Annotated in this window: 21 protein-coding genes; 5 read left to right on the forward strand and 16 right to left on the reverse strand. The window is 50.9% G+C overall.

From position 1 onward, the window contains the following. Positions 1-7: 7 nt before the first annotated feature. The 12 genes from F608_RS33450 to F608_RS0126035 all read right to left on the reverse strand — a co-directional run bounded on the left by F608_RS33450 (position 8) and on the right by F608_RS0126035 (position 12785). Positions 8-415: a hypothetical protein gene (locus tag F608_RS33450; RefSeq protein WP_022668673.1), complete on the reverse strand. Its 408-nt coding sequence runs from the start codon at positions 413-415 to the stop codon at positions 8-10. A 200-nt stretch (positions 416-615) separates the two neighbouring features. Beyond that, positions 616-2154, reverse strand: coding sequence for an ATP-binding response regulator (locus F608_RS33455; protein WP_022668674.1), 1539 nt, complete (start codon positions 2152-2154; stop codon positions 616-618). A gap of 45 nt (positions 2155-2199) precedes the next feature. Further along, on the reverse strand, positions 2200-3753 hold the full coding sequence (locus tag F608_RS0125985; protein WP_022668675.1) for a PAS domain-containing sensor histidine kinase: 1554 nt from the start codon (positions 3751-3753) through the stop codon (positions 2200-2202). Beyond that, a complete protein-coding gene (locus F608_RS0125990) occupies positions 3750-4823 on the reverse strand; it encodes a hypothetical protein (protein ID WP_153307606.1) in 1074 nt (357 codons plus the stop codon). Before F608_RS0125990 ends, F608_RS0125985 begins: the two co-directional genes overlap by 4 nt. Positions 4824-4928: 105 nt before the next feature. Continuing rightward, complete coding sequence (locus F608_RS0125995; protein WP_022668677.1) at positions 4929-5315, reverse strand: response regulator transcription factor; 387 nt, start codon at positions 5313-5315, stop codon at positions 4929-4931. A 70-nt stretch (positions 5316-5385) separates the two neighbouring features. Continuing rightward, complete coding sequence (locus F608_RS0126000) at positions 5386-6309, reverse strand: methylenetetrahydrofolate reductase (protein WP_022668678.1); 924 nt, start codon at positions 6307-6309, stop codon at positions 5386-5388. Continuing rightward, positions 6309-6974 carry a methylenetetrahydrofolate reductase C-terminal domain-containing protein gene (locus tag F608_RS0126005; RefSeq protein WP_022668679.1) on the reverse strand — a complete coding sequence of 222 codons (666 nt, stop codon included), beginning with the start codon at positions 6972-6974 and terminating at the stop codon, positions 6309-6311. Before F608_RS0126005 ends, F608_RS0126000 begins: the two co-directional genes overlap by 1 nt. A 23-nt stretch (positions 6975-6997) precedes the next feature. Further along, on the reverse strand, positions 6998-7435 hold the full coding sequence (locus tag F608_RS0126010; protein WP_022668680.1) for a hydrogenase iron-sulfur subunit: 438 nt from the start codon (positions 7433-7435) through the stop codon (positions 6998-7000). Next, complete coding sequence (locus F608_RS0126015) at positions 7435-10437, reverse strand: FAD-dependent oxidoreductase (protein ID WP_244154343.1); 3003 nt, start codon at positions 10435-10437, stop codon at positions 7435-7437. The genes F608_RS0126010 and F608_RS0126015 overlap by 1 nt, the downstream gene beginning before the upstream one ends. 130 nt (positions 10438-10567) lie before the next feature. Continuing rightward, positions 10568-11440, reverse strand: coding sequence for a methylenetetrahydrofolate reductase (locus F608_RS0126020; RefSeq protein ID WP_022668682.1), 873 nt, complete (start codon positions 11438-11440; stop codon positions 10568-10570). A gap of 274 nt (positions 11441-11714) precedes the next feature. After that, positions 11715-12014, reverse strand: a complete 300-nt coding sequence (locus F608_RS0126025; protein ID WP_022668683.1) for a hypothetical protein — start codon at positions 12012-12014, stop codon at positions 11715-11717. Between the two features lie 117 nt (positions 12015-12131). Beyond that, positions 12132-12785, reverse strand: a complete 654-nt coding sequence (locus F608_RS0126035; RefSeq protein WP_022668685.1) for a LexA family transcriptional regulator — start codon at positions 12783-12785, stop codon at positions 12132-12134. Positions 12786-13037: 252 nt separating this feature from the next. Between F608_RS0126035 and fdnG the strand changes: the two genes are divergently transcribed. From fdnG to F608_RS0126070, 5 genes are all read left to right on the forward strand, one after another. Continuing rightward, the gene (gene fdnG, locus F608_RS0126050) at positions 13038-16127 is read left to right on the forward strand and encodes a formate dehydrogenase-N subunit alpha (protein WP_084681285.1); all 3090 of its coding nucleotides are present in this window, start codon (positions 13038-13040) and stop codon (positions 16125-16127) included. A gap of 14 nt (positions 16128-16141) precedes the next feature. After that, positions 16142-16855 carry a 4Fe-4S dicluster domain-containing protein gene (locus F608_RS0126055; RefSeq protein ID WP_022668687.1) on the forward strand — a complete coding sequence of 238 codons (714 nt, stop codon included), beginning with the start codon at positions 16142-16144 and terminating at the stop codon, positions 16853-16855. A 66-nt stretch (positions 16856-16921) separates the two neighbouring features. After that, positions 16922-17812, forward strand: coding sequence for a formate dehydrogenase accessory protein FdhE (locus F608_RS0126060; RefSeq protein WP_022668688.1), 891 nt, complete (start codon positions 16922-16924; stop codon positions 17810-17812). 29 nt (positions 17813-17841) lie between these two features. Further along, positions 17842-18399, forward strand: a complete 558-nt coding sequence (locus tag F608_RS33460; RefSeq protein WP_022668689.1) for a peroxiredoxin family protein — start codon at positions 17842-17844, stop codon at positions 18397-18399. A 19-nt stretch (positions 18400-18418) separates the two neighbouring features. After that, positions 18419-19060, forward strand: coding sequence for a peroxiredoxin (locus F608_RS0126070; RefSeq protein ID WP_022668690.1), 642 nt, complete (start codon positions 18419-18421; stop codon positions 19058-19060). On the opposite strand, the gene F608_RS0126075 is transcribed toward F608_RS0126070, so the two are convergent. The 4 genes from F608_RS0126075 to F608_RS0126090 are packed head-to-tail and all read right to left on the reverse strand — an operon-like array spanning position 19057 to position 26148. After that, positions 19057-22380: an AfsR/SARP family transcriptional regulator gene (locus F608_RS0126075; protein WP_022668692.1), complete on the reverse strand. Its 3324-nt coding sequence runs from the start codon at positions 22378-22380 to the stop codon at positions 19057-19059. The genes F608_RS0126070 and F608_RS0126075 overlap by 4 nt on opposite strands. Further along, positions 22380-23084, reverse strand: coding sequence for a response regulator (locus F608_RS0126080; RefSeq protein ID WP_022668693.1), 705 nt, complete (start codon positions 23082-23084; stop codon positions 22380-22382). The genes F608_RS0126075 and F608_RS0126080 overlap by 1 nt, the downstream gene beginning before the upstream one ends. Next, a complete protein-coding gene (locus tag F608_RS33465; RefSeq protein ID WP_022668694.1) occupies positions 23081-24997 on the reverse strand; it encodes an ATP-binding protein in 1917 nt (638 codons plus the stop codon). The genes F608_RS0126080 and F608_RS33465 overlap by 4 nt, the downstream gene beginning before the upstream one ends. Continuing rightward, positions 24994-26148: an ABC transporter substrate-binding protein gene (locus F608_RS0126090; RefSeq protein WP_153307607.1), complete on the reverse strand. Its 1155-nt coding sequence runs from the start codon at positions 26146-26148 to the stop codon at positions 24994-24996. The genes F608_RS33465 and F608_RS0126090 overlap by 4 nt, the downstream gene beginning before the upstream one ends. Positions 26149-26171: the final 23 nt, after the last annotated feature.

Here is a 26171-nt window from a genome sequence, read left to right on the forward strand (position 1 = left end):
GGTCATATCAATAAAAATCTTCCTCTCCGTCGAATTCGTCAAATTCATCGGCATCGGCCCCGTGCCCTCTTGGGTCTTTCACCCGCTCATCATCTATCCCGTTTTCATAGATATCTTCAATGTCCACGTCGTCCAGTGCATCCTCGGAAAAATCATCCTGGTCCCTGAGTCCCTCTTCCTCTGAGATAACGACAAGGGCCTCTTTTAGATTCCGTTCAAAGCTTTCAGAGTAGTCGTCATCCGGGTCCGGCACAAATTCGTACTCTTCTTCATGTTCCTCCAAAAGATCGCGCAATTCAGATTCTATAAATACCGGATCCTCCTTTTCTTCACCATACGACTCGAGAATATCATTGAAAAGATCAAGGAGATCAAACTCCTCCAGCGCGTCTTTTATTGTCATCCACTTTGCCATTAATCCCCTCCTTTGTGGAAGATAACAAATTGAGCAAGAAACAAAAAAGCTCTTCTGAATCCGGAACCGCAAGTTATGACCCTTTCCGGTAGAGCGATTGCAGCGTCGGATTGTAAATACTTGACCAATTGGTTTGCAAAGGTTCTTTTAAAAATAATCTCTATCTGCACATTTTTCAACAGAAGATTTATTAAAAAAAGTCAGATTTTATATTGAATTTTGGGAAGGGTGACGGTGAACCGGGTTCCTTCATTGAGTTTGGATTCCACATGGATATTGCCGTTGTGGGATTCAACAATGCTTTTAACGATGGCCAGGCCCAGGCCGGTACCGTTGATATACCTTGTCTGCTCATTCTTTACCCGGAAAAACCGCTCAAAGATCTGGTCCAGGGATTCGGAAGGAATGCCGAACCCGTTGTCCTCCACATGGATCAGGGAAGAATCTGTCTCTTCCGAGGCCCAGACCTTGATCTCCCCTTCACCGGGTGTATACCGGATGGCATTGGAGATCAGGTTGGACAGGACCTCTTCGATATTGGTCCGGTTGCCCATGATGGAGACGTCCCCGGGTGAGGGAATATAGGTCAGCCGGATGGATTTGGCATCTGCCTGCTCCCTGTAAAACCGGACCTGTTCTTTAATGATCTCTTCCACGGAAAGTTCTTCCCTTTCCTGGTTGATGAGGCCGGACTCGATCTTGGACAGGTCCAATAATTCAGTGGCCAGATCGGTAAGGGAACGGATCTTGTCGGAACTCCGGGTCAAAATCTCTTCCTGTTTCTCGGTCAGATCCCCGGCCAGACCGTCCAGAACAACTTTCAGCTGCATGAGAACGGAATTTAAGGGGCTTTTGATCTCGTGGGCCACCATGGACACAAAATCGGATTTGAGCTGATCCATCCGTTTCAGGGCGGTGATATCGTGACAGACCGTTACCGCACCCAGGTTACGGTTCAGCCGGTCCCTGAACGGGATACACCGGATGCCGATGACCATATCTTCTCCCCCTTTTTTTCCGGGGATGGAGAGTTCATTGGTGATTTCGGAAAATTTATCCCGGTGCTGTCCAACCGCCTGATCAATCATTTCGAGAATAACCGGTTCCTGGATCACGTCGCTGATCAGGCTTCCGATCACGGATTTTTTGCGGCAGCCGAGCATCTTTAAAAAGGCCGGATTGGCAAGGGCTATCCGCTTCTGATGATCCGTGGTCAATACCCCGTCCCTGAGGATATTGATCATCACCCTCATGCGGGATTTTTCACTGGCGATATCCTGGAGAGTCTCGATAAATTCAATGGCTTTGGCAATGACCACCCGGAGTTCCTGGGGGGAAAAGGGTTTGGATAAAAAATCAAAGGCCCCTTTTTTCATGGTTTCAATGGAATGCTCCAGGGTGGCGTAACCGGTGATAACGATGATCACCGTGTCTGGATGGCGGGATTTGACGTCGGACAGAACCTCCATTCCGGATATGCCCGGCATCATCAGGTCGAGAAGCACGATATCAAAATGCTTTTCCTCTATCATTTTCAGTCCCTGGATCCCGTTGTCTGCCAGGTCGACCTGGCATCCTTCCTGGGTAAGAAGACGCTCGCAGGCCTTCTGGATCCTTTCTTCATCATCGATGACCAGTACCCTCGGCTGGAAAAACACCTCTTTCATGCTCTTTTTTGCCGGGGGGGTGGAATGGTTTTCTGCTCTATCGTTGTCCGTATGGTTTGCTTGATTTTCCAAAATAATATTACCCGTGCTGTTTCATTCAGATTAAAGTTTCTCAGCTCAGTCAGCGGGCCTGCACAAGGGCCCTAGTTCCTCCCGGGGTACATATAAGGGAAGCTGTACAATAAAAGTGGTTCCCTTGGCCCCGGTTTTCTTTACGTTGATTCTCCCGCCGTGTTCCTCGATGATTCCGTAGACGATGCTCAGACCCAGCCCCGTGCTCTTGCCGATCTCTTTTGTGGTAAAAAAAGGGTCAAAAATTTTGGACAGGTTTTCCCTGGGAATCCCCTCTCCGGTATCCTTGATCTCCATATATACCTTTTTTTGAATTTTATTCTTGTAGGAGTAGAGACTGATCTTTCCGTATCCCTTCATGGCATCTGCCGCATTGATCACCAGGTTGATGATCACCTGGTTGAGTTTACTGGTGTCTGCATTGATGAGCATCATCTCATCTGCCAGATGGCGTTTGATCTTGATATTTCTGAACTTTTTCTGGTCCCGGATCAGCCGAAGACTCTGTTCGATTACTTCGTTGAACTGAACCACCCGTTTATTGGAATCCGTGCTCCTGGAATAAACCAGAAGGCTTTTCACGATGTTTTTGCATCGATTGGCGTCTTCAAGGATATATCCCAGGTCTTCCCGGACGTCCTCGGCAAGATCTTCCCTTTCCAGGAGAAGACCGGCATAGAAGAGGACCCCGGTCAGGGGATTGTTGATCTCATGGGCCACCCCGGCAGCCAGCTGTCCCAGGGAGGCCATTTTTTCAGACTGGGCAAGCTGCTTCTGGGTATCCTTGAGTTTTTTTTCTACTTTAAGCTTATCTTCCAGGCTGTTGTAAATGGCCATGGTTGCCGTTTCATTGCCCTTATCGTCATAGATTATGGCCGCAGACATCTCCACCTGGAGTTCTTTTCCGTTTGCGTTGACGATGTTGGTCCTCGGGATGATCAGCTTTCCCTTTCCGCCGATTTTCTCATCCCTGAGCATGTTCATGATCTCCTTGGCCTTGCCCGGAGGATAGAGCTGTTCCGTGTGGCGGATGCTGCCCTCTACTCCGTTGTAATCCCCGAACAATTCCTTGGCAACAGAGTTCATCAGAGTGATATTTCCCTTGCGGTCCGCCGCAACAATGGCACTGGCAGAAGAATAAATCACCTGGGTCATGAATTCCTTGACACCGATGAGTTGATTTTCAAGGGACTTTGTCCGGGTAATGTCCCGGATGCTGAAGATGACAAAGTCAACTTCCCCCTGGTCGTTGAGAATGGGGGAAAAGACCCGGTCCTCCCATTTGTAATGATGCTTCAGGGTATAGGACAGGGCTTTTTTATCTTTTATCACCCTTGCCAGGGTACACTCCTGGGAATTGCAGGGGGTGTCTTTGTACAAAAAAACCTGGAAACAATGCTTCCCAAGGATATCCTCTTTGGTCAGGCCGTAGGTCTCGAAAAATTTCTTATTGGCGCCCAGGATGTTTTTCTGGGTTGAAATCACCACACTGGGGTAGGACAGGGCATCAAATATACGGAGCCGCCAGGCCATTTCATCCGGTTCATATCCGGTTCCGGTTTTTTCCATACTCCGGTCTTTTTTGTTTTCAGAGTTCATGGTGCCTCAAACCCTTTTCCCAATGCCTGTCTCCCCCCTTCTCCCTGGCCGGAAGGGAGTACCATGCTGATACTGGCCCCGGTGCAGCCGATGAGCAGCACGGGAATGCCCGCCAGGTCCAGGCAGGATATGGCCGTATCAAGAATGCGGTACCTGTCCCCGAAATGGGGGCCGTGGAAACTGATCAGATCCCCCCTTTCAGGTGAAACGGCTTCACCGGTACTCATAGGTTCAATCTCTTTTAAAAACAGGTTCTTATCATCTCCGGCCAGGGGGGATGTCAGAAAAGCCAGATCATAGGAAATGGGTTGGTCTGATTCAAAAGACTCTTTTTTTAGCAGGGCCGATGAAAAAGAGAATTTCACACCTGTTTTTTCCAGGGTTTTGAGGGTCCGGCCGCATAAAGAAAGATTACCGGGGCCAAGGGAGAGGTGAAAGAGTTCCAGATCGGGATAAAGAGAGATCCCGTATGTTTTGATTTTTTCTTCCACGTATGTGGCCCGGGTTTCCGGATATTTCTTTAAAAACTGACTGATGTCTTCGTCAAGTTCCTGCATAAAAGGAGTGTGGGATTCGGGCAGAAGAAATCCTTCCTGAAAAAGGGAAATAATTCTGTCCTGGTATTGGGTCTCAATGACAAAGGAGATCATGGAATTGGAAGATACCATATGGCGGAAATAGATATCGGTCCGGTCGAAAATTTCAAGCAGGGTCGCCAGTATCTGAAGATCGGAATGGTGGGGATAAATCGAAATCATACAGACTTCGGACAGGGGATTGTTTTTCCGGCCCGGTTCAGGGTTTGGGAAAGAGGACTCCCCTGCCCTGCCCGGCAGGGCCTGGACCGGTTTTTCGAAATTTTTCTTTTCCAGACAGCAGGAAAACCGTGTCAGGGAGGGAGTAAAATGCATTCCCACGCAGATCATATTGATCCGGTCCTGGGAAAGCCTTTTATAGAACGGTTCTGATTTTCCGGGATTTCCCGGCGGATAATCCTGGCTCGCCTGGATCATTTTTCGGCTCAGGCGTATGCCGTTGATGTGGATCATGTTCTTACAGGTTTCCGGCAATATTCACCTGTCAATTTCCATAAAAGAATAGCGGGATTGCGCTTGCGCTCTCCCGCTGTCTTCTTTTTTATGGGATTCGGCAGGGTATATTGATAAAAAAGCCCATCAACTGCAATGATCGTTGACGATCTCCATGAGTTCATCCAGATCGATGGGTTTGGGGATATAATCGTCAGCCAGGGTGGTTTTGCCGTCGTGGTGGGTATAGCTGGTTGTTTTCACGGAATCGGCTACCGCGGTCAGAAGAACCACTGCAATATCTTTCAAAGCGTTGTCATTTTTTATATCTTCGCAGACCTCCCATCCGTTTTTCCGGGGCATCATGACGTCAAGGATAACCACATCGGGTTTTGCTTCCTTGATCTTGTCCATGGCTTCCACACCGTCATAGGCCTTGGCAACCTTGTAGGATTTTGCTTCCAGCTTCATGGATACCGCCTCTACCAGATCCGGATCATCATCTACGACTAAAATGAGTTTGTCTTCGCTCATGTTAAGGTCTCCTTATTATTATTGTCCTGACTGATTAGTGTTGTCCAGTCTATGCCTTCATTTGCCTAAACTAAACCTTGGGTCGGGGAGATAACCCTGCCCCTTCTACCAGTTCATGTACCCGTTCTTCCCACTCAATGGCCATGATGTGGAAACCGGCAACGCCTTTGCACTCCTTGAGACGTTCCATCTGCTCAATGGCCATTTTAATCCCCTCTTCGGGCTGTTTTTCCTTGGTCACCCCTTCCAGGCGCTTGATCACCTCGTCGGGCACATCCATTCCCGGCACCTTGTTTCTCATATACCGGGCCATGCCGAGGGATTTCATGGGTGTGATGCCTGCGAGAATATAGACCTTTTCATGAAGGCCTCTGTCACAGACTCCTTCCATCCATTTTTCGAATTTATCCAAGTTGAATATACACTGCGTCTGGATAAAATCAACACCTGCGGCAACTTTTTTGGCCAGACGCATTACCCGAAGTTCAAAGGGGTCGGCAAAAGGATTGGCTGCGGCACCGATGAACATCTTGGGGGGATTCTTGATATCGGCCCCGCCCTGGAACATGCTTTCATCCCTCATGTCCTTAACCATTTTGATCATGTTTATGGAATCTAAATCATATACGGATTTGGCCATGGGATGGTCGCCGAACTTGGGGTGGTCTCCGGAAAGGCAGAGCATGGTGTTGATCCCCAGGGAATAGGCTCCGATGATATCGGCCTGCATGGCCAGACGGTTTCTGTCCCTGGACACCATTTGGATGATGGGATCCAGCCCCATCTGTTTGATAATCACGCCGCCGGCAATGGAGGACATCCTGACCATGGCGGTCTGATTGTCCGTAATATTGATCCCGTCCACATAATCCTTGATCATGTTGGCTTTTTCTTTGACGATCTCCACATTGCATCCCCTGGGAGGACCGACTTCAGAGGTCACTGCCAGGGCACCGGACGCCAGTACTTTTTCCAATCTGCTTTCTGTTTTCATTATACCAAGTCCTCCCTGATGATTTTTCTGGGTCCGCCGCCGCCCGCAGGCCGCCAGTCTTTTGCTGCATTCAGTTCCTCATACCGGTCCTGGATACCCAGGGCCACCAAGCGTTCCCAGATCAAGCGCCAGGCACAGTCCACATCCGGGCTGATTTCACACTGGCCGTTGGAGGTACCGCCGCAGGGGCCGTTGAGCAGACTTTTGGAACACCGGGCCACGGGACAGATTCCGCCGGTAATGCCCAGCATGCAGTCACCGCAGCCCTGGCAGCGTTCCGCCCAGATTCCCTGGCTTTCAGAGGCGCCCATGAACTTGGTATTCACCGCCGGGAAAACCGGGGTGGTTTTATACCGTGCTGCAACGGTCTGAACCCCGCATCCGCAGGCCATGGACAGAACCGCGTCCGCGCCGTCGATATAGGGAGCCAGTTCTTCGACGTATTCCGGATCGCATTGTCTTTCCAGGGTAATTTCCTTGATCTCCAGGGTCTTGCCCTGTTTGAGACTGTTCAGGTGAAGGGCGGATGCCAGAAGTCCCACTTCTTTTCGGCCGCCTGCCGCGCATACAGTGACACATTCGTTGCATCCCACGAGAAGGATTTTGCCGCAGGGCTCAATATATTTTGTGATTTCCTGTATGGGTTTTTGTTCTGCAGTTATCATGTTTTTATCTCCAAAGTATTGGGTTAACTGGCGGCCCCAACGGCAAGTTTTGAGGGATTGCCGGGGCTGGGACCCAGTTTCTTTATGGTTTCGGTAAATTCAAAGGCTGTCTGGGCAAATCGTTCTCCCATGCCGGCGGACATGTTGATCATCTCCACCCGTCCGGGTTCCCATCCAAGTCCTTCCAGGATGCGCTTGACGTTTTCCACCCTTGCCGCGGCCCGGATATTGCCGTTTTTAAAATGGCAGTCCCCTTCCAGGCAGCCGGCCACGTATACACCGTCGGCTCCTTTTTCAAGGGCCTTCATGATGTGGATGGCATCCACTTTTCCGGTGCAGGGCACCCGGATGATCTTGACATTGGGCGGATAGGATATCCTTTTGCTGCCGGCCATATCAGCCGCCGTATATGCACAGTAGTGGCAACAGAAGGCCACTATTTCCGGTTCAAAATTTTCCATTAATTATACCTCTCAAATAAACCGTCTAATTTCGCCAAAATCTGGTCGTCTTCAAAGGCCATGAGCTGAATGGCTTTGGCCGGACAGTCTGCGGCACAGACTCCGCATCCCTGGCACTTGGCAGGATCGATCTGGGAGTAGCCTTCTGCGTTGATCATGGGAATACCAAAGGGGCAGGCCCTTACACAGACCAGGCAGGCCGCACATTTGGTTCCGTCTACCTTGGCCACGCTGGCACCGAGGTTGATCTCCTTTTTGGCCAGCATGGTCTGGGCCCGTCCTGCTGCGGCCTGGGCCTGGGTGATGGACTCCCGGATGATCTTGGGAGAATGGGCCGTACCGGCAATGAAAAATCCCCTCAGGGACATGTCCACGGGCCTGAGTTTTACATGGTCTTCCAAAAAGTAATTGTCCTCGGTCCGGGGAAGATGGAACATGAGAGCCAGGTCCTCGGTGGTTTCATCATCGGCAATAAGCCCGGTGCTCAGGGCCACGCGGTCTGCGGCGATCTTGATCTCCGAGCCCAGGATAAAATCATGAACCCGGACATAGAGCTCTTTGTTTTCTTCCTCCACCACAGGCCGGTTGTCCAGGCTGAAGCGTATGAACTTCACACCCTGGTTCCGGGCTTCCCGGTAATAATCTTCCTGGAATCCATAGGTTCGAATGTCCCTGTACAGGACAAATACCTCGATTTCCGGATTGATCTGTTTTAAGCGAAGCGCGTTTTTCATGGCCGCCTGACAGCAGATCCTGGAGCAGTTGGGATTGGATTCTTCCCTGGATCCCACGCACTGGATCATGACGATCTGATCCATGGTTTTGATCTGTTCAGGATCATTTTCAAGGATGTCATCCAGTTCCAGCTGGGTGACCACTTTCTCGTATTGGTTCAGGCCGTATTCCTGGGGCCGGTTGGGCAGTGCGCCCGTGGCAAGAATGGTCACCCCATGGTCGATCTGCATGTAGTTCATGCGCAGGCCGGTCTGGATCCCGGTCTTGAAGAGTCCGGGCATGCCGCTGTGGTCAACGATGACCGACCGGGTCAGGACCTGGATATTGTCGTGGGCCGTAACCTTTTCCACAAGATCCCGGACAAATGCACCCACATCCTCGCCTTCGATGGTTCTTGAGATGGACTGGGCCAGTCCTCCCAGGGCCGGGGCTCGCTCTATCAGATACACTTTTATGCCCTGGTCCGCCAGCTGAAGGGCTGATGTCATACCGGTGACGCCGCCGCCCACAACGAGAGCGTTCTGGCTCATGGGCAGGGTATGATCGGTAAGGGGATGGTTTTTCCGCACCCCGCTGATGCCGACCTGGAGCAGCTTGATTGCCTTGTCAAAGGCCTGCTCTGGCTGTCCCATATGGGCCCAGGTGTTCTGGTCCCTTAAATTGACGATTTCCACCAGGTATTTGTTCAGGCCCGTTCTTCTGAGCAGGTCCTGAAACTTGGTCTCATGGGTTCTGGGGGAACATCCGCCGATGACGATCCGGTTTAATCCGTTTTCCTGAATCATGGTTTCGATTTCAGCCATGGATTCACTGGAACACCCATAGCCGACCGCTTTGGCAACGGCCACGTCCGGAATGGTTTCTGCAAATTCTATGATTTTCTTTACATCGACCAGGCCGCCGATCTCATAGCCGCAGTCACAGACAAAGACCCCGATTTTGGGATCATCATCGGCTACATTTCTCTCCGGCGGAAACAGGTCTTCAACCTCTTCTTCCGGGAGAAAAGCAGGCAGATTGGTGGCGGCCATGGAGGCGGCCGCACTGCCCTGTACCATGGTTTCAGGGATATCTTTGGGGCTCTCGTAAACGCCGCAGACGTAAATCCCAGGTTTTGAGGTAACAGCCGGGTTAAAAGGAGCTGTGGCAGCGAATTTGTGTTCATTGAGATCAATACCCAGTTTATCTGCCAGTTCAATACTTTCCTGGCCTATTCTGAAGCCCGTTGACAGAACGACCATGTCAAACTCTTCGGTCTCCTGGCTGGCTTTTTCCTCAAGGGCATAGGTGATCTGAAGATTTTTGGTTTCGTCATCCTGGACAACGGAATGGGGTTTGCACCGGATCATTCTTACCTTGTACTCATCCCTGGCCCGGTTGTAGTACTGTTCGTAATTTTTGCCATGGGTTCTCATGTCCATGAAAAAGATCGTGGTCTCAATGTCTTCCCCGAATCTTTCCTTGGTGACCATGGCCTCCTTAAGGGCGTACATGCAGCATACCCCAGAGCAATAGGGAACATCGGCCTTGTTGATCCCCCTGGAGCCCACACATTGGATCCAGGCCACCCGTTTGGGACGCTGGCGGTCCGAGCGCCGGACCAGATTTCCCTGGAAAGGTCCTGAAGCCGACATGATTCTCTCGTACTCGAGACCGGTCACTACATTGTCGAACTGGCCGGAGCCGAAATTGTCCAGAATTTTGGGATCAAAGAGGTCCGCCCCCATGGAGAGCACAATGGAAGCCACTTCCACCCGGGTCTCTGTGACCGTGTCCTCGGCCAGTATGGCGTCCACCTTGCAGACCTTCTGGATTTCCTTTATATCCGCGACCTTGTCCATGTCAATGGAATAGGCAAAGGGGGTCGCCTGGGGATATCTCATACAGGTGGGAGCCCGGGGGTCAAGCCCCGGTGTAAAACGGACCGCGTCCGGGAATTTCTTGGCGCATTCCCCGCAGGCCGTACATTTGTCTATGTCAATGTACCTGGGTTCAGTGACCAGGGTGGCGGTAAATTTCCCGGCCTCCCCCTCCAGGCGGTCAAGTCTTGTCATGGGTTTCAAATCCAGGCGGGCTTCCCTTGATCCCTGGGACAGGTACGGGGAAACCGTACACAAATCGCAGTTGTTGGTCGGGAAGGTCCGATCCAGCTGGGTCATAAGTCCCCCGATGGAATAGGATCTATCTATGAGTACGACATCCCGCCTGGATTCTGCCAGGTCGAGTGCCGCACGGATTCCGCCTACACCACCACCGATTACAAGCACGCGGGAATCCGCTGACGGCTTGTCTTCCGAATAGTTAAGCTTTTGCATGTCTAACCTATAAATTTATGGGTATCCGACACCTGCATGGCCCCATACAGGAAAAAATCGGATAATGGGTTAATCTAATGGGTTACAGACCAGCGCTGTCCAGGATGGCCGGCAAGCGGTCTTCCCAGCCCAGAGCGGAGATCTTAATTCCCTGTGCGACTTCCTTGAGAGAACCGGCCATCTCGCCGGCAATGCGGATGCATTCACCTTCACGATCCTTTGACTTTCGTATTCTGCGGATCAGATCCTCGGAGAGTCGGGAATTGGGGTCATTTATGGAAATATACCGGGCCATGCCCACGTTTTTGAGGAGAAAAACAGAGGCAATAACCGGTACATTTAACGATTTAAACGCATTGATAATCCGGGAGTAAAAGTTCAGATCAAATACGGGCGGCAGGATGATATACCCGGCCCCTGCCTGAACTTTCTTTTCTGCGGAGGCGACTTCCAGGCTGAGCTGATTTTCATCCGCGATGGGCGGCACAGCATACCCGGCTTTCAGTTCGGGTTTCCCTCGAAGATCAAATCCGGCCATATCCTTGCCGGAGTTCAGGGAACGGATCATTTCAAGAATCCCGATTTCGTCCAGGTCGTCGACAATCTTGGCATCGGGATGATCACCGTTGATCATATCCTCACCCTTGACAACGAGAAGATTGTGAATTCCAAGCACATGGGCCGAGAGAAGGTCACCCTGGAGTACCATCCTGTTACGGTCCCTGCCGTAAACGTGGATCAGAGGTTCGATCCCCTGCTGATGCATCAGGGAACCGCTTGCCAGCGCACTCATATGCATGACACCGTTGTCCATGTCCGGAATGACAACAGCGTCCACCCTTGACTTGAGATGTCTTGCATTGCTTACCAGATCAGATATATCGATTCCCTTGGGAGTGTCTACTTCGGCGAGTACGGCAAATTCTCCCGAGGAAAGTTTTGACTGAAAACTCATATACACGTCCTTTCCTGTCTTAAAGATTTATCCATCCAACCCGTTCACATCCAGCTTCAACATGTTTTTTTGGCTAAAACCGAGTTCGTATCTTACCAGAAAACCCGTTTCAATACAACTGAAGTGCGATTCAGCTATATTGGTACCGAGACAGTCTATATGTGTTTTTAGTAAAATAAACAATAAAAAAATTATTATTGACGGTTCTTTATCATATTAAGCTCCAATATTGGCATTCAACTCCCTGGAATTCATACCCAAGATGAAATTGAGTTCAGCCCTTTAACATCACCCCGAGTGCATATCCCGGAAGAACTCCTCTTTCCTTTTCCACCCGGTCTCGGGCAGGAACCGGCCGGGCCGACCGAGTCTGTTTCGTCTCTGCCCCGGGGCTGATCTCCAGGTCCGGCAGGATTTTTCCGAGCATCAGGCTGGCCGCGAAAAAAACAAGGGCCCCCATTATATTGACCCAGGGCATGTGGGGGCTTTCGCTCCCGGCAATTAAAAGACCTGCGCTCCAGGCGATACCTGCCAAAACAACCCAAATTCTATTTTTTTTCTCTTTTTTATTCATTTTACGGTCTCCTCGAATTTATAAAACTCACCACTTGTTGAAAAAAGTAAACAGTCCGGTTAAATTTTTTTTGTCCTTTGTCAGGCCCGCTTCCGGGCCCAAGCCTTTTTTTTATCTTCATCGATACTCCCTGCAGCTCCAGATGACTTTTCCCAGTATCCTGACCTTGGAAACTTCGTCCATGCTGATGTAGATCGGCTGAAAATCCGTATTTTCACTCAAAAGCGCCAGCCGGTCGGGTAGTTTTTCCAGCCGCTTTACCAGGATGGTATCGTCTACTCCTACGGCATAGATGGCTCCGGCCAGAATCCTTGTCCGGGACTGATCAATTAGAACCGTGTCCCCTTCCCTGAGAACCGGTTCCATGGACCGGCCAAACACCTCCATGGCCACCATACTGGCAGGAGAACCTTTTTTTGAGAGCCAGGATGCCTGAAAGGAAAGAAATTCAGACACGTTCTCTCCGCATTCAAAGGAACCGGTCCCGGCGGACAGACGGGCTTCCACCTTGGGGACCTGTTTGAACATGACATCATCGCTGGTCTCCGTGTTGAGAAACACCTTTCCGATACCGGTTTCAATCCACTGGGGGTTGAGTCTGTACCTGCGGTAAAGCCGTACAATCCAATTGTCCGGAATCCTGTTTTTATTCCGGGCATGGGTAATGCCCGACCGGTTGATCCCCAGTTCCTTGGCCAGTTCCGACTGGGAGTGTATGCCGGTGACATCCATGATCCGGTTGATTAAAGTGTCTATTTTGTTTTCCGCCATTTATTTTCTCCTCATTCTGAATATATTATCTTTTTCATGTTTGTTTAAAAAATGCAACAAATTTATAAAAAAATTTTTTCCTTAAAAAATCTCTTTTCCAGAACCGAAAAAAATCCGCTGTAACCTTTTTGTAACCTGCCCTGTGGTAAGGAAATAAAATCTTAAAGAATGGTAAGGTCCAAAGGCCTTCGGCGAAATCTTTGGACCAGGGTAAACAAGAACCTCAACACATCTTAAGGAGGCGTTAGTGAGATGAAACTCAACCGAAGAGATTTTATCAAGATTTCAGGGGCAACCGCAGCAGGGGTCGCGGTCAGCGGACTCGGGTTTGACCTTTCACCGGTCAAATCCCACGCCCAGATCCTGAAGACAAAGTATGCCAAGGAGACCACCACCATCTGCTGCTATTGTGCCGTGGGTTGCGGTGCCATCGTCCACACCAGCAAGCGGGGAGACGGCCGGGTCATCAATATTGAAGGTGACCCCGACCATGTCATCAACCGCGGTTCCCTCTGCTCTAAAGGGGCATCTATAAAACAGCTGGTTGAAAACGAGAACCGGCTCACCGAACCCATGTACCGGGCCCCCTATTCAGATAAATGGGAAACCGTGTCCTGGGAATGGGCCCTGGGAAAAATCGCAAAAAATGTCAAGGAAACCCGGGATAAGGGGTTTACGAAAAAAAATGCCAAGGGCCAGGTGGTCAACCGGGTCACCAATATCGCCTCGGTGGGCTCGGCTGCCCTGGACAATGAGGAGTGCTGGATCTATCAGGCATTGATGCGTTCCCTGGGACTGGTTTACGTAGAACACCAGGCCCGTATCTGACACAGCGCAACTGTAGCGGCTCTGGCAGAGTCGTTTGGACGCGGTGCAATGACCAATCACTGGATCGACATCAAGAACTCGGATTGTATTCTCATCATGGGCAGCAATGCTGCCGAAAATCATCCCATATCCTTTAAATATGTGGCCCAGGCCATGGAAAAGGGGGCCAAGCTTATCTCGGTGGATCCCCGGTTTACCCGGACCTCATCCAAGGCCGACATCTATGCCTCCCTGAGATCAGGCACGGACATCGCCTTTTTGGGCGGGATGATCAAATACCTTCTGGACAACAATCTCTACAACCAGGAGTATACGGCCGCCTACACCAATGCCCCTTTTATCGTGGGCAAAGCCTTTGGATTTGATGACGGCCTTTTCTCGGGGTACAAAGCCGGGACAAAGGGACCGGGCCTGGGCAGTTACGATAAATCCACCTGGGCCTTTGAGACAGATGCCAAGGGCGTCCCCATGATGGATCGTTCCCTGAAACACAAACGCTGTGTGTTTCAACTCCTGAAAAAACATTATAAGAGGTATGATCTGGATACGGTCTCCAAGGTCACGGGAACCCCCAAAAAAGACCTTGTAGAAGTGTACAAGACCTATACGGCCACAGGTGCCCGGGGCATGGCCGGTACCATCATGTATGCCATGGGCTGGACCCAGCATACCGTGGGCACCCAGATCATCCGGACCATGGCCATGATCCAGCTTCTTCTGGGCAATATGGGCGTGGCCGGGGGCGGGGTCAACGCCCTCAGGGGCGAGTCCAATGTCCAGGGATCCACGGATCACTGCCTGCTCTGGCATATCTGGCCGGGATACCTGAAAACCCCGCGGTCTTCGAACACAAGCCTGGATGCGTATAACGCCAAATGGACCCCCAAGAGCAAGGATCCCCTGTCTGCCAATTGGTGGCAGAACTATCCCAAATACTCGGTCAGCCTCTTAAAATCCTTTTTCGGGGAGACCGCCACCAAAGCCAACCAGTTCGGATACAATTGGCTGCCCAAGGTGGATGACGGCATGGGCTATTCCTGGTTTGACCTGTTTGACGCCATGTATAAAAACGAGGTCAACGGATTTTTTGCCTGGGGCCAGAATCCGGCCTGTTCCGGGTCCAATGCATCCAAGATCAGAAAGGCCATGGAGAACCTGGACTGGATGGTGAACGTCAATATCTTTGACAATGAAACCGGCTCTTTCTGGAAAGGTCCGGACGTGGATCCCTCCAAGGTGAAAACTGAGGTGTTCATGCTGCCGGCTGCCGTGTCCGTTGAAAAGGAAGGCTCCATCACCAATTCCGGCCGGTGGATGCAGTGGCGGTACCAGGGACCCAAACCCATGGGCAACAGTCTGCCCGACGGCGACATCATCATGCAACTGGGGCATCGGATCAAAAAAGAGTATGAAAAGGGGGGAAAATTCCCTGACCCCATTCTCAATCTCAAATGGGACTATGAAACCATGGGTGTCTATGATCCCCACAAGATGGCCAAGGAGGTCAACGGCTATTTTCTCAAGGATGTGGAGATCAAGGGCAAAATGTACAAAAAAGGCAGCCTGGTACCCAGTTTCGCCTTTCTTAAGGATGACGGGTCCACCTCGTCGGCCAACTGGCTCTACTGCAACTCCTATACGGAAAAGGGAAATATGTCTGCCCGGAGAAGCGGAAAAGATGCGGTCAACAAGATCGGGCTTTTTCCGGAATTTGCCTGGTGCTGGCCCGTGAACCGGCGGATTATTTACAACCGAGCCTCTGTGGATCCCAAGGGGCGGCCCTGGGATGAAAAAGACTGGGTTATCCGGTTTGAAGGAAAGGCGGAAGACGGCAAGTACGTTTCCAAAAAATGGACCGGGGACGTGCCGGACGGAGGATGGTATCCTCTGGAAAATCCGGACGGATCAAAGCGTTCCGATTCCAAGTATCCCTTTATCATGAGAAAACACGGTCACGGCCAGATCTTCGGGCCGGGCCGGGCCGACGGGCCCTTTCCCGAGCATTACGAACCCCTGGAGTGTCCGGTGGAAAAGAATTATTTCTCTTCCCAGATGGTCAACCCCACGGCCGTGGTCTATTCAACCAAGGCGGATTCCCATGCCACCTGCGATCCCAGGTTCCCCTTTGTGGGTACCACCTACCGGGTATCCGAACACTGGCAGACCGGTCTTATGACCCGCCCCCAGGAATGGCTCATGGAACTGCAGCCCAATGTCTTTGTAGAGATGAGCGAGGAACTGGCAAAGCTTCGGGGCATTGACAGCGGGGAACGGGTTAAGGTCAGTTCAGCCCGGGCTTCCCTTGAATGTACCGCAGTTGTCACCAAACGGTTCAAACCCTTTAAGGTAGGAGATGCTGTTGTTCACCAGGTGGGAATTCCATGGCATTACGGCTGGCGCTGGCCCAGTACCGGGACCGAAGAAAGTGCCAACCTTCTCACCCCGCCGGCCGGAGATCCCAATACCCGGATTCCGGAAACCAAGGCCTTTATGGTCAATGTGACAAAGCTTTAAGGAGGTGAACCCAAATGAGTAAAGCATTTTTTGTTGACGTAACCCTGTGTACGGCCTGCAGAGGCTGCCAGGTGGCCTGCAAGCAATGGCATGACCTTCCGGCGGAAGCCACGGTGAATACCGGAACCTATCAGAATCCTCCGGACCTGAGTTTTTCCACCTATAAACTGGTTAGGATGAATGAAGAGATCATTAACGGCAAGCTCAACTGGCTGTTCTTTCCGGACCAGTGCCGGCATTGTATTGATGCCCCCTGTCTGGAGACCGCCATGGATCCCGATGCCATATACCAGGATCCTGCAACCGGGGCGATACTCTATACAATAAAAACAAAGGGCCTGGATGCGGATGAAATCATTGATTCCTGTCCGTATAATATTCCCAGGAAGGCGGCCGACGGCACCCTGGCCAAATGCGATATGTGCAATGACAGGGTTCATAACGGTCTAAAGCCGGCCTGCGTCAATACCTGCCCCACCGGTGCCATGAACTTTGGGGACCGGGATGAGATGCTGGATCTGGCCCGGAAAAGACTTGCCATGGTAAAGAAGAAATTTCCCAAGGCCTCCCTGCTCGATCCGGATGATGTCAATGTCATCTATCTGGTGGCCCAGGATCCGGGTCTTTACGCCGAATACGCAGTAGCCGGCGTGAACCGGGGAGGTATCAGCCGGAGTGTGGCCATGCGGAAAATGATGGGGCCCTTTGCCAGGCTCATGAAAGTATAGTTGATTCTTACCCGTAAATCCTCCGGGGGAGGCGTACGCTTCCCCCGGATTTTCCAAGGAAATTCCATGAATTTAAATGATATGATCAGACCTGAACCCTCCATCGAAGATATCGACCAGGCCGCCCGGCTGATTCAAAAGGCCAGGCCTTCCTACGGGCCCATCATTGAATTTTACGGCCAGGTCTTTATTGCCCAGGAAAAAAGCCGTCAGGCACTTGAGCTTGACCCCATCCTCATCGATTCCGAACTTTTGAAACTTAAATTTGACAACGGCATGCCCCTGATTGATCCTTCCCAGTTTCGTATTGACAGGATCCGGGCAGAATCGTTATTGAAAACACTCTGCAGCCTGGCGTCTAACCATGCCCCCAAACTTGCCTCCCATGCCCGGAAACTTCAAGCCGGCCTGGACAGGCTGGACCTGGACCTGCTTTTTCAAGGTATCCTTGAAAACCGGGAAACCGCCATTGAAAAAGCAGCCCTTGACATGAACATGCCTGTCCATGTTCTGATGTTTTTTGTTTTTCTCTCCATGGCCCCGTCCCTTCAGACCTGTGCTTCTCAATTGGCTGTTTATCTCAAGGATTCTTCAGAACCCAAAAAAGGATATTGTCCTGTTTGCGGCAGCCATCCCAATGCCGCTTTTCTGGACCCGGAAGGAAAAAGGGTCCTCATGTGCAGCCTCTGTGCCCATGAATGGCATACCCGGAGAATGGGATGCGTATTCTGCGATTCCAACGATACCCGGCTTCAGCATTATTTTTTCAATGAAGAAGAAAAAGAATACCGGGTCTATCTATGTGACAACTGCCAGAATTACCTCAAGGTGATCGATTTAAGGGTCCTGAACCGGACCTTTGTTCCCAGGCTCGAACAGATCGCCACCCTCCACCTGGATATGAAGGCCAGGGAAAAGGGATATAAAAATGCCTTACCGGGTTTTCACGACTTATAAGCCTCAATTGGAGGGGACCAGGAGTCTTTATGCAAAAAAAAATATTCATCTGGGCGATTTTTATTTTCCTGGCTGCTGCCGGGCCGGGGTTTGGGGAAGCTGAAAAATTAGACCTGGATTTTAAACTGTCCTCACCCAAAGATCCGGTCCAGCTCGAATATCTCGGACTGGACCGGGCCGAATCTTTTTCCCTGGATCAGGTCCGGGCGGACATCCTCATCGTTGAGATCTTTTCCATGTACTGTCCGGTATGCCAGCGGGAAGCCAAAAATATCAATGCCCTGTTTGACCGGATCCGGCAGAAAAAAGAGCTGAACCGTCGAGTCAAACTCATCGGGATCGGTGCGGGCAACTCAGAGTTTGAGGTGGCCTTTTTCAAAGAAAACTATGGGATTCAATTTCCATTGTTCAGTGACTCGGATTTTACCATTCATAAAAAGATCGGAGAGGTCAGAACCCCTTTTTTTATTGGATTGGAACTTAAGAAAGAGGGCTTTCATGTTTTTTTCACCCATGCCGGAGAAATAAAAAATCATGAAGGGTTTCTGGAGGAAATCCTCTCGGCCTCGGGTCTCGATTTTAAATAGTTCCCAAAAGGCAGAACAGATGAAAAACAGATGTAACGAAAAACCGAAAATTTTTAATGGAACAGGGACAAGCGTAAGACTTGTACTTGTTCTCTTTTTGTTTATATGTCTTTTCCCGACTTCCGGGCACGCCGTATCAAACGCCTTTGGAGGAAAAATCTTTGATCCGGGGCATCTTAAACCTGTAGACAGTAAACTCAAAGTCAAAATCGGGCAGCAGGCTCCTGATTTCTCTCTCAAGTCCCTGTCCGGTCAGACCGTTACCCTGAGCCAGTACAGGGGAAAGAAAAACGTTTTGATTTCCTTTGTTCCGGCTGCCTGGACTCCGGTATGTTCGGATCAGTGGCCCGGATACAATATCGCAAAACCCCTGTTCCAAGCCCAAGATACTATTTTGCTGGGCATTACCGTGGACAACCGGCCCACCCTGTTTGCCTGGACCCGTGAGATGGACGGGCTCTGGTTTCCGGTGCTTTCCGATTTCTGGCCCCATGGAAAGGTCAGTGATTCCTACGGGGTGCTCCGGACGGACGGAACCTCGGAACGGGCCCTTTTCCTGGTGGATAAAAAAGGAATTCTGCGGTTTATCCATGTATCGGATATCAATATCCGACCTGAACTGGGGTATATTATCCAGGCAATAAAAGGTCTGAAACCTTAATCTGTCGGCAGGTTCTTTATTTTACGGTACAGGGCCAGGGTCTTTGCGCCCGGGGTTGCGTCCAGTTCTTTTTTTAAAATTGTTCTGCCTCTTCTGAAAATCTGCATGGCTTTGTTAATTCGGCCTGCGTCGGCATGAAGGATCATCAGGTTCTGATATCCCTCCTCAAACAGGGGATCGATTTTTAATACCCTGTTCCAAGCCTCTACGGCCTGCCCCCATTGATCCAGGTCTTCATGGAGCCGGGCCTTTTGTCCCAGAATGTCGATCAGTTTGGACCGGAAGGATTCCCTGGGACCGATGGCCTCTTCCAGATAAGGATCTTCGGTAAAATAATCTCCCCGGTAAAGCCCAGCGGCCTGGTCGTAGATTTCAATGGCCCGGTCCAGCCTGCCTTCTTCTTCCAAGATCCCGGCCTGGTCTGCAAGGGTCAAAAATTGGTCAACATCGAGGCTGACCAAATCCGGGTCCAGGGAGACCAGACCGGCTTTCAATAGGATATAAGAATAACCGAAAACTTTATCCGGACAGGGTTCCAGGGCTTTTCTCAACCGATGCAGATTGATCTTGAAATTTTTCTCTCCGGCTGCCGGAGGGGCTTCGGGCCAGAGAGTCTCAATGAGCATCTCCCTGGGAATTTCCCTCAACCCGTAGAGAATAATCGCCTTGAGAAGAGATTTGGGTTTTAACCCTCCAAAGACACCCGGATCAAGGGGAACGGCATTGATTTCAACATTGAACTCTCCCAGGGTGTTGATCCTGATTTTGGGCAGGCTCATCCTATAGAGAGGCCTGAGAGTATCTGCCTGGGCCGCTCTCTTTTTGGCGGGTATGGCGCTTATGTTTTTCAGGACCTCTTCCCTCAGAACATCCCCTTTTTCCTTTGACATCATGGCAAAAAGGAACTGAGACCGGTCCGTTCCCGCCAGATCAAGGGTCACCAGAATCCGGGCCAGGGTTTTTTCATTGATCAAGGGAAAATAGGCGTATTGATTGGATTCGGCCTTGTCCAGGCCCTGGTTCAGAAGAAGTACAGCCCTGGACCGGTCTTTTAATTCCCAGGCTGTCAGGCCGGCTATCAATGCGGTTTCGCAGAAAAAGAGATCCGAAGAGATCTTCTTAAAGTATGAAAGTGCCTGACCCAGCTCCTGATCTGCCCCTTCAAGGTCATTGTTGAAAAAAAGGGAAACTCCCAGGATCTGCCTGGCCAGAAAATAATGGATATCCCCCCGTTTTGACAGCCCAAGCTCATTTTTTGCCTGTTTGGCTTCCTCTACGGCCCCGACATAATCCTCCTGAAGAAGGAAAACCGTGGCTTTTAAACGATGGGATATTCCCAGGTAAAAATCATTTCCCTCGAGGATGGAGAAATCCGAAAGGTGATCTGCTGCCTGCAGGGCCTGGGTATAATCACCAATTGAGGCAAAGAAGACCGACCGGGCCTCCACAAATCCCGGATAAAGGAAAATCAACCCGAATTTATCAATGTCTGCCTCTGATTTCTCCAGAAGAATCCGGGCCTGATCAAAGTCCCCTCTTTTCAGGGCATAATCCAGACTGGTGATTCTTTTGAGAGCCCTGTATTCGGGGTGGGGGCTGTGGCCGGTAATGGTCTGGATCTTATCCAGCATTTTTCTGGCCCGTTTAAAGTCACCTGATTCGACAAGACCCAGGGTCATGATAATGGATGCATTGAGGAGCAGGTCGGGATTTTTTATGCCGTTTGCCAGAAGGATGGCGTTCTGGCAGGCGGATATGCCTCCTGGGATGTCTCCGGTGCCGGCAATATATCCCAGGCCGATATGCTGCCAGAGGATGGTCCGGGCCCAGGTATATTTATGGCTGCCCCTGCGCTCCCTGAGAATGGCCTCCCCTCTCTCTATCCATTTCAGGATCTTTGAAGAAGGCTGACGGATGAACACGCCAGCCTCGATGATAAATGCAATGCTCAATATCATTCCCCGGTGGTCCCGGGCATTCTTGAACATTTCCAATGCCTGTGAAAAAGTCTTGAGGTTTTTTTTGCCCCCCTTGATCCTCAGGGTCATGGCCTTAAAAAACAATAGCCAGGCATCCTCCCGGATCATTTCTTCGGGCAGTTTTTCTATCCATTCGGCCAGACCGGCAGTTTGTCCGGTAACGATATAATGGGTTCCCTTAATCCGGATGATCCTGGCCATCTGTTCAAAGGCCCCGGCCCGGATATAGTGGTGTGCGGCATCTTCATGGCGTTTCATCTCCCAGAAGATATCGCCTGCTTTCCGGTCCAGGGCAGCAAGTTTTTCAGATTCCAGGGTATTGACCAGGTCTGACTTTAGAAAATCTCTGAACAGCCTGTTGTACTTATATATGGGCCAGGACGGGTGGGAATCTATTTTCTGGATAAAAAGATTTCGATTTTCCAGGTCTTCCAGGATGGGTGTGGGATCGAGATCCTCAAAAAAGGCATGAAGCACCCGGGTGTCCAGGTGATTGAATATGGATGTTTTTTTTAAAAAATTCCGGATAGGGGGAGGCTGAGCCTGATAGATCTCCTGGCTGAAATAGGAAAAGGCATCCGAAGACATGCGGTCCGGCAGTTTTTCCAGGCTCCTGAACCGTTTAAATGATTCGGAAACCAGGGTCAGTCCTCCAGCCCATCCTTCCGTGACCTTGAGGATCTTGGCGATCTCCAGGGGGCCCAGTCCCGGGTTGTCCCCCGGTTTTTCAGGTGAATTGAGTTTAAGCTGGAAAAAATTCAGGGTTTCTTCGTTGGTAAAGGCAAGGTCTTCATTGTCCAGAACCAGGACCTGGTTTTCCATTTTCAGTCGCCGTAAATTGAGGGGCGGCATTACCCGGGATAAGAGGAAAAACCGGGTCCTTCCGGAATTTTCCCGGATGATCTTTTCCATCAGGATGAATGAGCTCGCCCCGGTATCCAGGGACTCCAGGTCGTCAAAGACAATATTGAATGGAAAATCGATTTTTTCAAGCAGGGTGGACAGGGTCTCGGCCTGGCGCAGTAGATCTTCCCGGGTGCCCAGGGTGGTCTGGGGAATCTGGGTTTCAAGGAGGGATCCGGTCTGTTCCAATTGATCCTGGATCCCGGTCATGAGAATTTCAAAAAGCCGGGTATGGTCGGAAGCTTCATGGGCCAGATGGCACCAGATACATGCCTGGTTCTTCTGCTTCAAAAAAGAGGCGGCCAGGGTGGATTTGCCCTGGGCAGCCTGTCCCAGGATCAGAAATACCCGTGTGGCTGAATCCTGGTCAATCCGTCTGAATAGCCTGGGTCTGCGGACAATGTCACTCACCTTGGGAATGCTGTACCTTGTGCTCATCAGCCCCCTGTTTCCTCTGAACGGGTCTGAAACTCGGCCAGCTTGTCCATGCCGGCCATCTGAAAAAATCGGATATAGTTGTAGGAAAGCCCTTTCATCAGAACCGGCAGCTTTTTCAATTTAATTTTCATGAGGATATCCATGAGCAGCCTGATGCCCTCCCGGTCAATAGAAAAACTCTCGTCAAAGGAAAAATCAGCCTTACTTGCCTTGGGCCATTCATCCCATTCCAGCATGGGTGTGATCTTTTTGTCGGCCTTGCCGGTCAATCTGCCCCTGAAAAGGATTTTTGCCTGACCCTGTTTTATTGAAAAATTACAGGAAAATTCAGGGGGCTCGGTTATCCCGGCCCTTTTCTCGGCCCTGGCCAGGGCGGAATTAAGGGCCTGTCTTTCCACGGGTTTATTGATAAAATCGGAAGCATCCAGATCCAGGGCCTCTATAGCCTTTTCCAGATCTCCATGACCTGTGATGATAATGACCTGGACATGGGGATCCATTTCCCGTATCCGGCCCAGGACCTGGAGACCGTCAATGCCCGGCATCTTAATGTCCGTGAACACGATCCCGGGCCGGATTTCCCGGAAACGGGCCAGGCCGGTTTCTCCATCCTCTGCCGTGAAAACCTCATATCCGTAGGCAGCCAGAAAAAGTCTGAACATGGAAAGTGTGGGTTTTTCATCGTCAATTACCAGTATTTTCATTGAAGGGTCTCCTTGATTTTATCCGGGTCTGAAAGCTTGTTCCGGGAACGGTTCACCGGGCCGGTTTTTGCGTGGGCCGGGAATTCTATGGTAAAGGCCGCGCCTTTACCTGATTCTGCTTCCACGGTAATGGTACCGTTGTAGTCCTGGACAATGCCCTTGATAATGGGCAGTCCCAGTCCCAGTCCTTCTCCCATGGGCTTGGTGGTATAAAATGACTCAAAGATATTCTCCACCTGGTCCGGTGCAATGCCGACCCCGTTGTCCCGGACCATAAACCCGGCCCGGTCTCCATGGGAAAAAGAGGATATTTGAATCTGTCCCGGGCTTGAATCCGCCATGGATTCCACCTTTTCATTGATGGAATCCCGGGCATTGGTAATCAGGTTGAAGATCACCTGTTCCATCCGGTTGTTGTGGGCCAGAATATGGGGAATGGTCTTATCAAGGCAGAGTTTGATTTCAATGTTCTGGAGAGTGATCTGGCGGCCGATGATCCTGTGAACGGCCCGGATACACTGGTTGATGTCAATTACCTCCCATGCAAAATCCGCCTTCCTGGAAAAGGTCTTTAACCGGTCCACGATCTCCGATGCCCGGGTCACCTGGGCGGAGATTTCAGTGAGAACCGTTTCCAGATCGGCCGGGTCCACATTCTGCTTTTTTTCTTTCATCATGGAGAGGTATTCGCTGCCCATTTTAATGGCATTCAACGGCTGGTTGATTTCATGGGCAATGCCCACGGACATTTTTTCAATATTGGTCATCTTGGAGGCCTGGATAAGCTGGGAGTCCTTTTCCACAAGTTCCGATATATCCGTAGCCGCCACGATGATCACATCACGGTCTCTGTACTCTGCAGGACTTGCATGGATGTTGACAAAGATGGTCTCCCCGTTTTTTTTAAAGAATCGAACCTTGGAAGAAATCAGGATCGATTCCCCCATGGGGAAATGACAATTGAACTTATCGTTCTCCAGGTCCCCCAGGGTCAGCATACTGATGCCGATAAGTTCCCGGTTTTCATATCCAAAAAGTTCCGTGGCTTTGGGATTGGCATCAAGAATTTCAAAATTTTTCCTGTGTATGACAAATATGGGGTTGGGACCGCTCCGGAACAGGGACCGGTATTTTTCCTGGGATTCTTTGAGCCGGTCCGTGGAAAGCTTGAGTTCCGAGGTCATCCGGATAAAGGAATTGGTCAGGGCGGCGATCTCGTCATCCCTGGCCCGGATATCCCTGGACATGGCCTCCAGATCCTTTTTTGAAACCAGGCCGCCCCGGCTCATCTGGTCGGTATACCGGATCAGGTTTGCCACCGGTTTGGTGATGTGAAGGGCGAGCCTGTGGCTTAAAAAGAAAAACAGGATGGAGACCACGGATAAAAAACTGAAAAAAATCAACCGAAGTCTTGAAATCAGGATTTCTATGTGTTGTTTGGCCAGCCCTGCATGGACGGAACCGATGGTATAGATCCCCTCTTTAACGGGAACCGACACATGGAACACGGAATGACGCCTGACATTGAGATCCAGGACCTTCTGGACGGCCGGATCCTGGTTTTTAACAAGTGTAAGAATATTATCGGGCAGGCCCGTTGTAAAAGTGTGGGCCAGGATCTGACCGGCCTTGTCGGTGATGACAAGATAAAGAACGATGTTTTTCCGGTTTCCCATCCTGGCGTCGTAGGCCAGACCGGTCAGTTCGGCCCGGTTTTCAGTGAGGATAAAAACCCGGGAGCTGTCAGCGATGGCCTGGGCGATGCCGATTCCCCTTTTCTGAAGTTCGCTGGTCAGGCCCGTGATCAAAAGAGCCCGGGTGAACAGGGCGATCAGAACCGATACGATCAGGGTGAATCCCAGGCAGGAAACAAATATCTTATTCTTCAGGGAGAGTTCGTTGAAAAATTTCATTGGATCAATACCAGTTCACCCTGCCTGATTTGGGTAAAATAGACCCGGTCCAGTCCCTGGTGGTCGTTTTTTCCGAAAGAGAGGGGATTATCAATCCCCAGATCAAAGTCATCAATGGACTCAATGGCCCGGATAAATCGTTCCCGGGTGATATCCCTTCCTGCCCGCTGGATTCCCTCCACCAGTATTTTGGCGTTGATATAGCCTTCAAGCCCCACAAAGCTGGGCAGGCTCTCCGGATAGTAGATATCCAGCAGCCGGATATACTCACTGACGCCGGGAAGGGGAGGACGGGCATCATTTTCCTGGGGAGGCGGCACCACCTGGGTGACCATGACCCCCTCACCTATTCTGCCCAGACGTCTGGCCAGCTCCTTGGATCCCACAAAAGAGACATTGTAAAACAGAGGAGTAAATTTTAGATCCCCGGCCAGGCGGATAAATTTTGCGCAGGAGTCGTAGGTCCCGATCATGACCACGGCCTGGGCATCAGAGGCGATGATCTTATCAAGCCCGTCCTCCACGTCCAGGGTTCCCCGGACATAGGAACCCTTTGCCACGGGAATCATATCGTATTCTTTCAATGCAATCTCAACCCCCCGCAGACCGTCGAATCCGTATTCATCATACTGGTAGAAGACAGCGACCCGGGCAAAGCCTTTTTCCTTTACGATGAGATCGACTGCGGCCCGGGTTTCCTGGTAGTATGAGGCCCGGACATTGATCAGAAAGGGGTTGACCGGATCCCTGAGGCGGTGGGCACCGGTGAACATGCCCACCAGGGGAATCCCGGCTTCATTGATCAGGGGAATGATTCTCACCGTGGTCGGGGTTCCCACGTAACAGAACAGGGAGAATACCTTTTTTTCAACGATGAGCCGCTGGGTGTTGTAAAGACATCGGGAGGGGTCATACCCGTCATCCAGGGCGATGATATTGATTTTTCTGCCGTGGATGCCCCCCTGGGAGTTGATGTGCCGGATATAGGCATTGGCACCGTGGAGCATCTGGGTGCCCAGATAACCGGCATGCCCTCCCAGGGCAAGGGAGGATCCGATTTTGATTTCATTCTGGGTGATGCCGGTCCGGGTTTCGCTGGGTAAATCAGAAGGATCGGTCCCGGTGCAGGCCGAAAACAGGAATAAACCCATGATTAAAATCAGAATTGCCCTTT

Origin of the sequence: Desulfospira joergensenii DSM 10085 (assembly GCF_000420085.1) — a bacterium.
Lineage (GTDB): Bacteria > Desulfobacterota > Desulfobacteria > Desulfobacterales > Desulfobacteraceae > Desulfospira > Desulfospira joergensenii.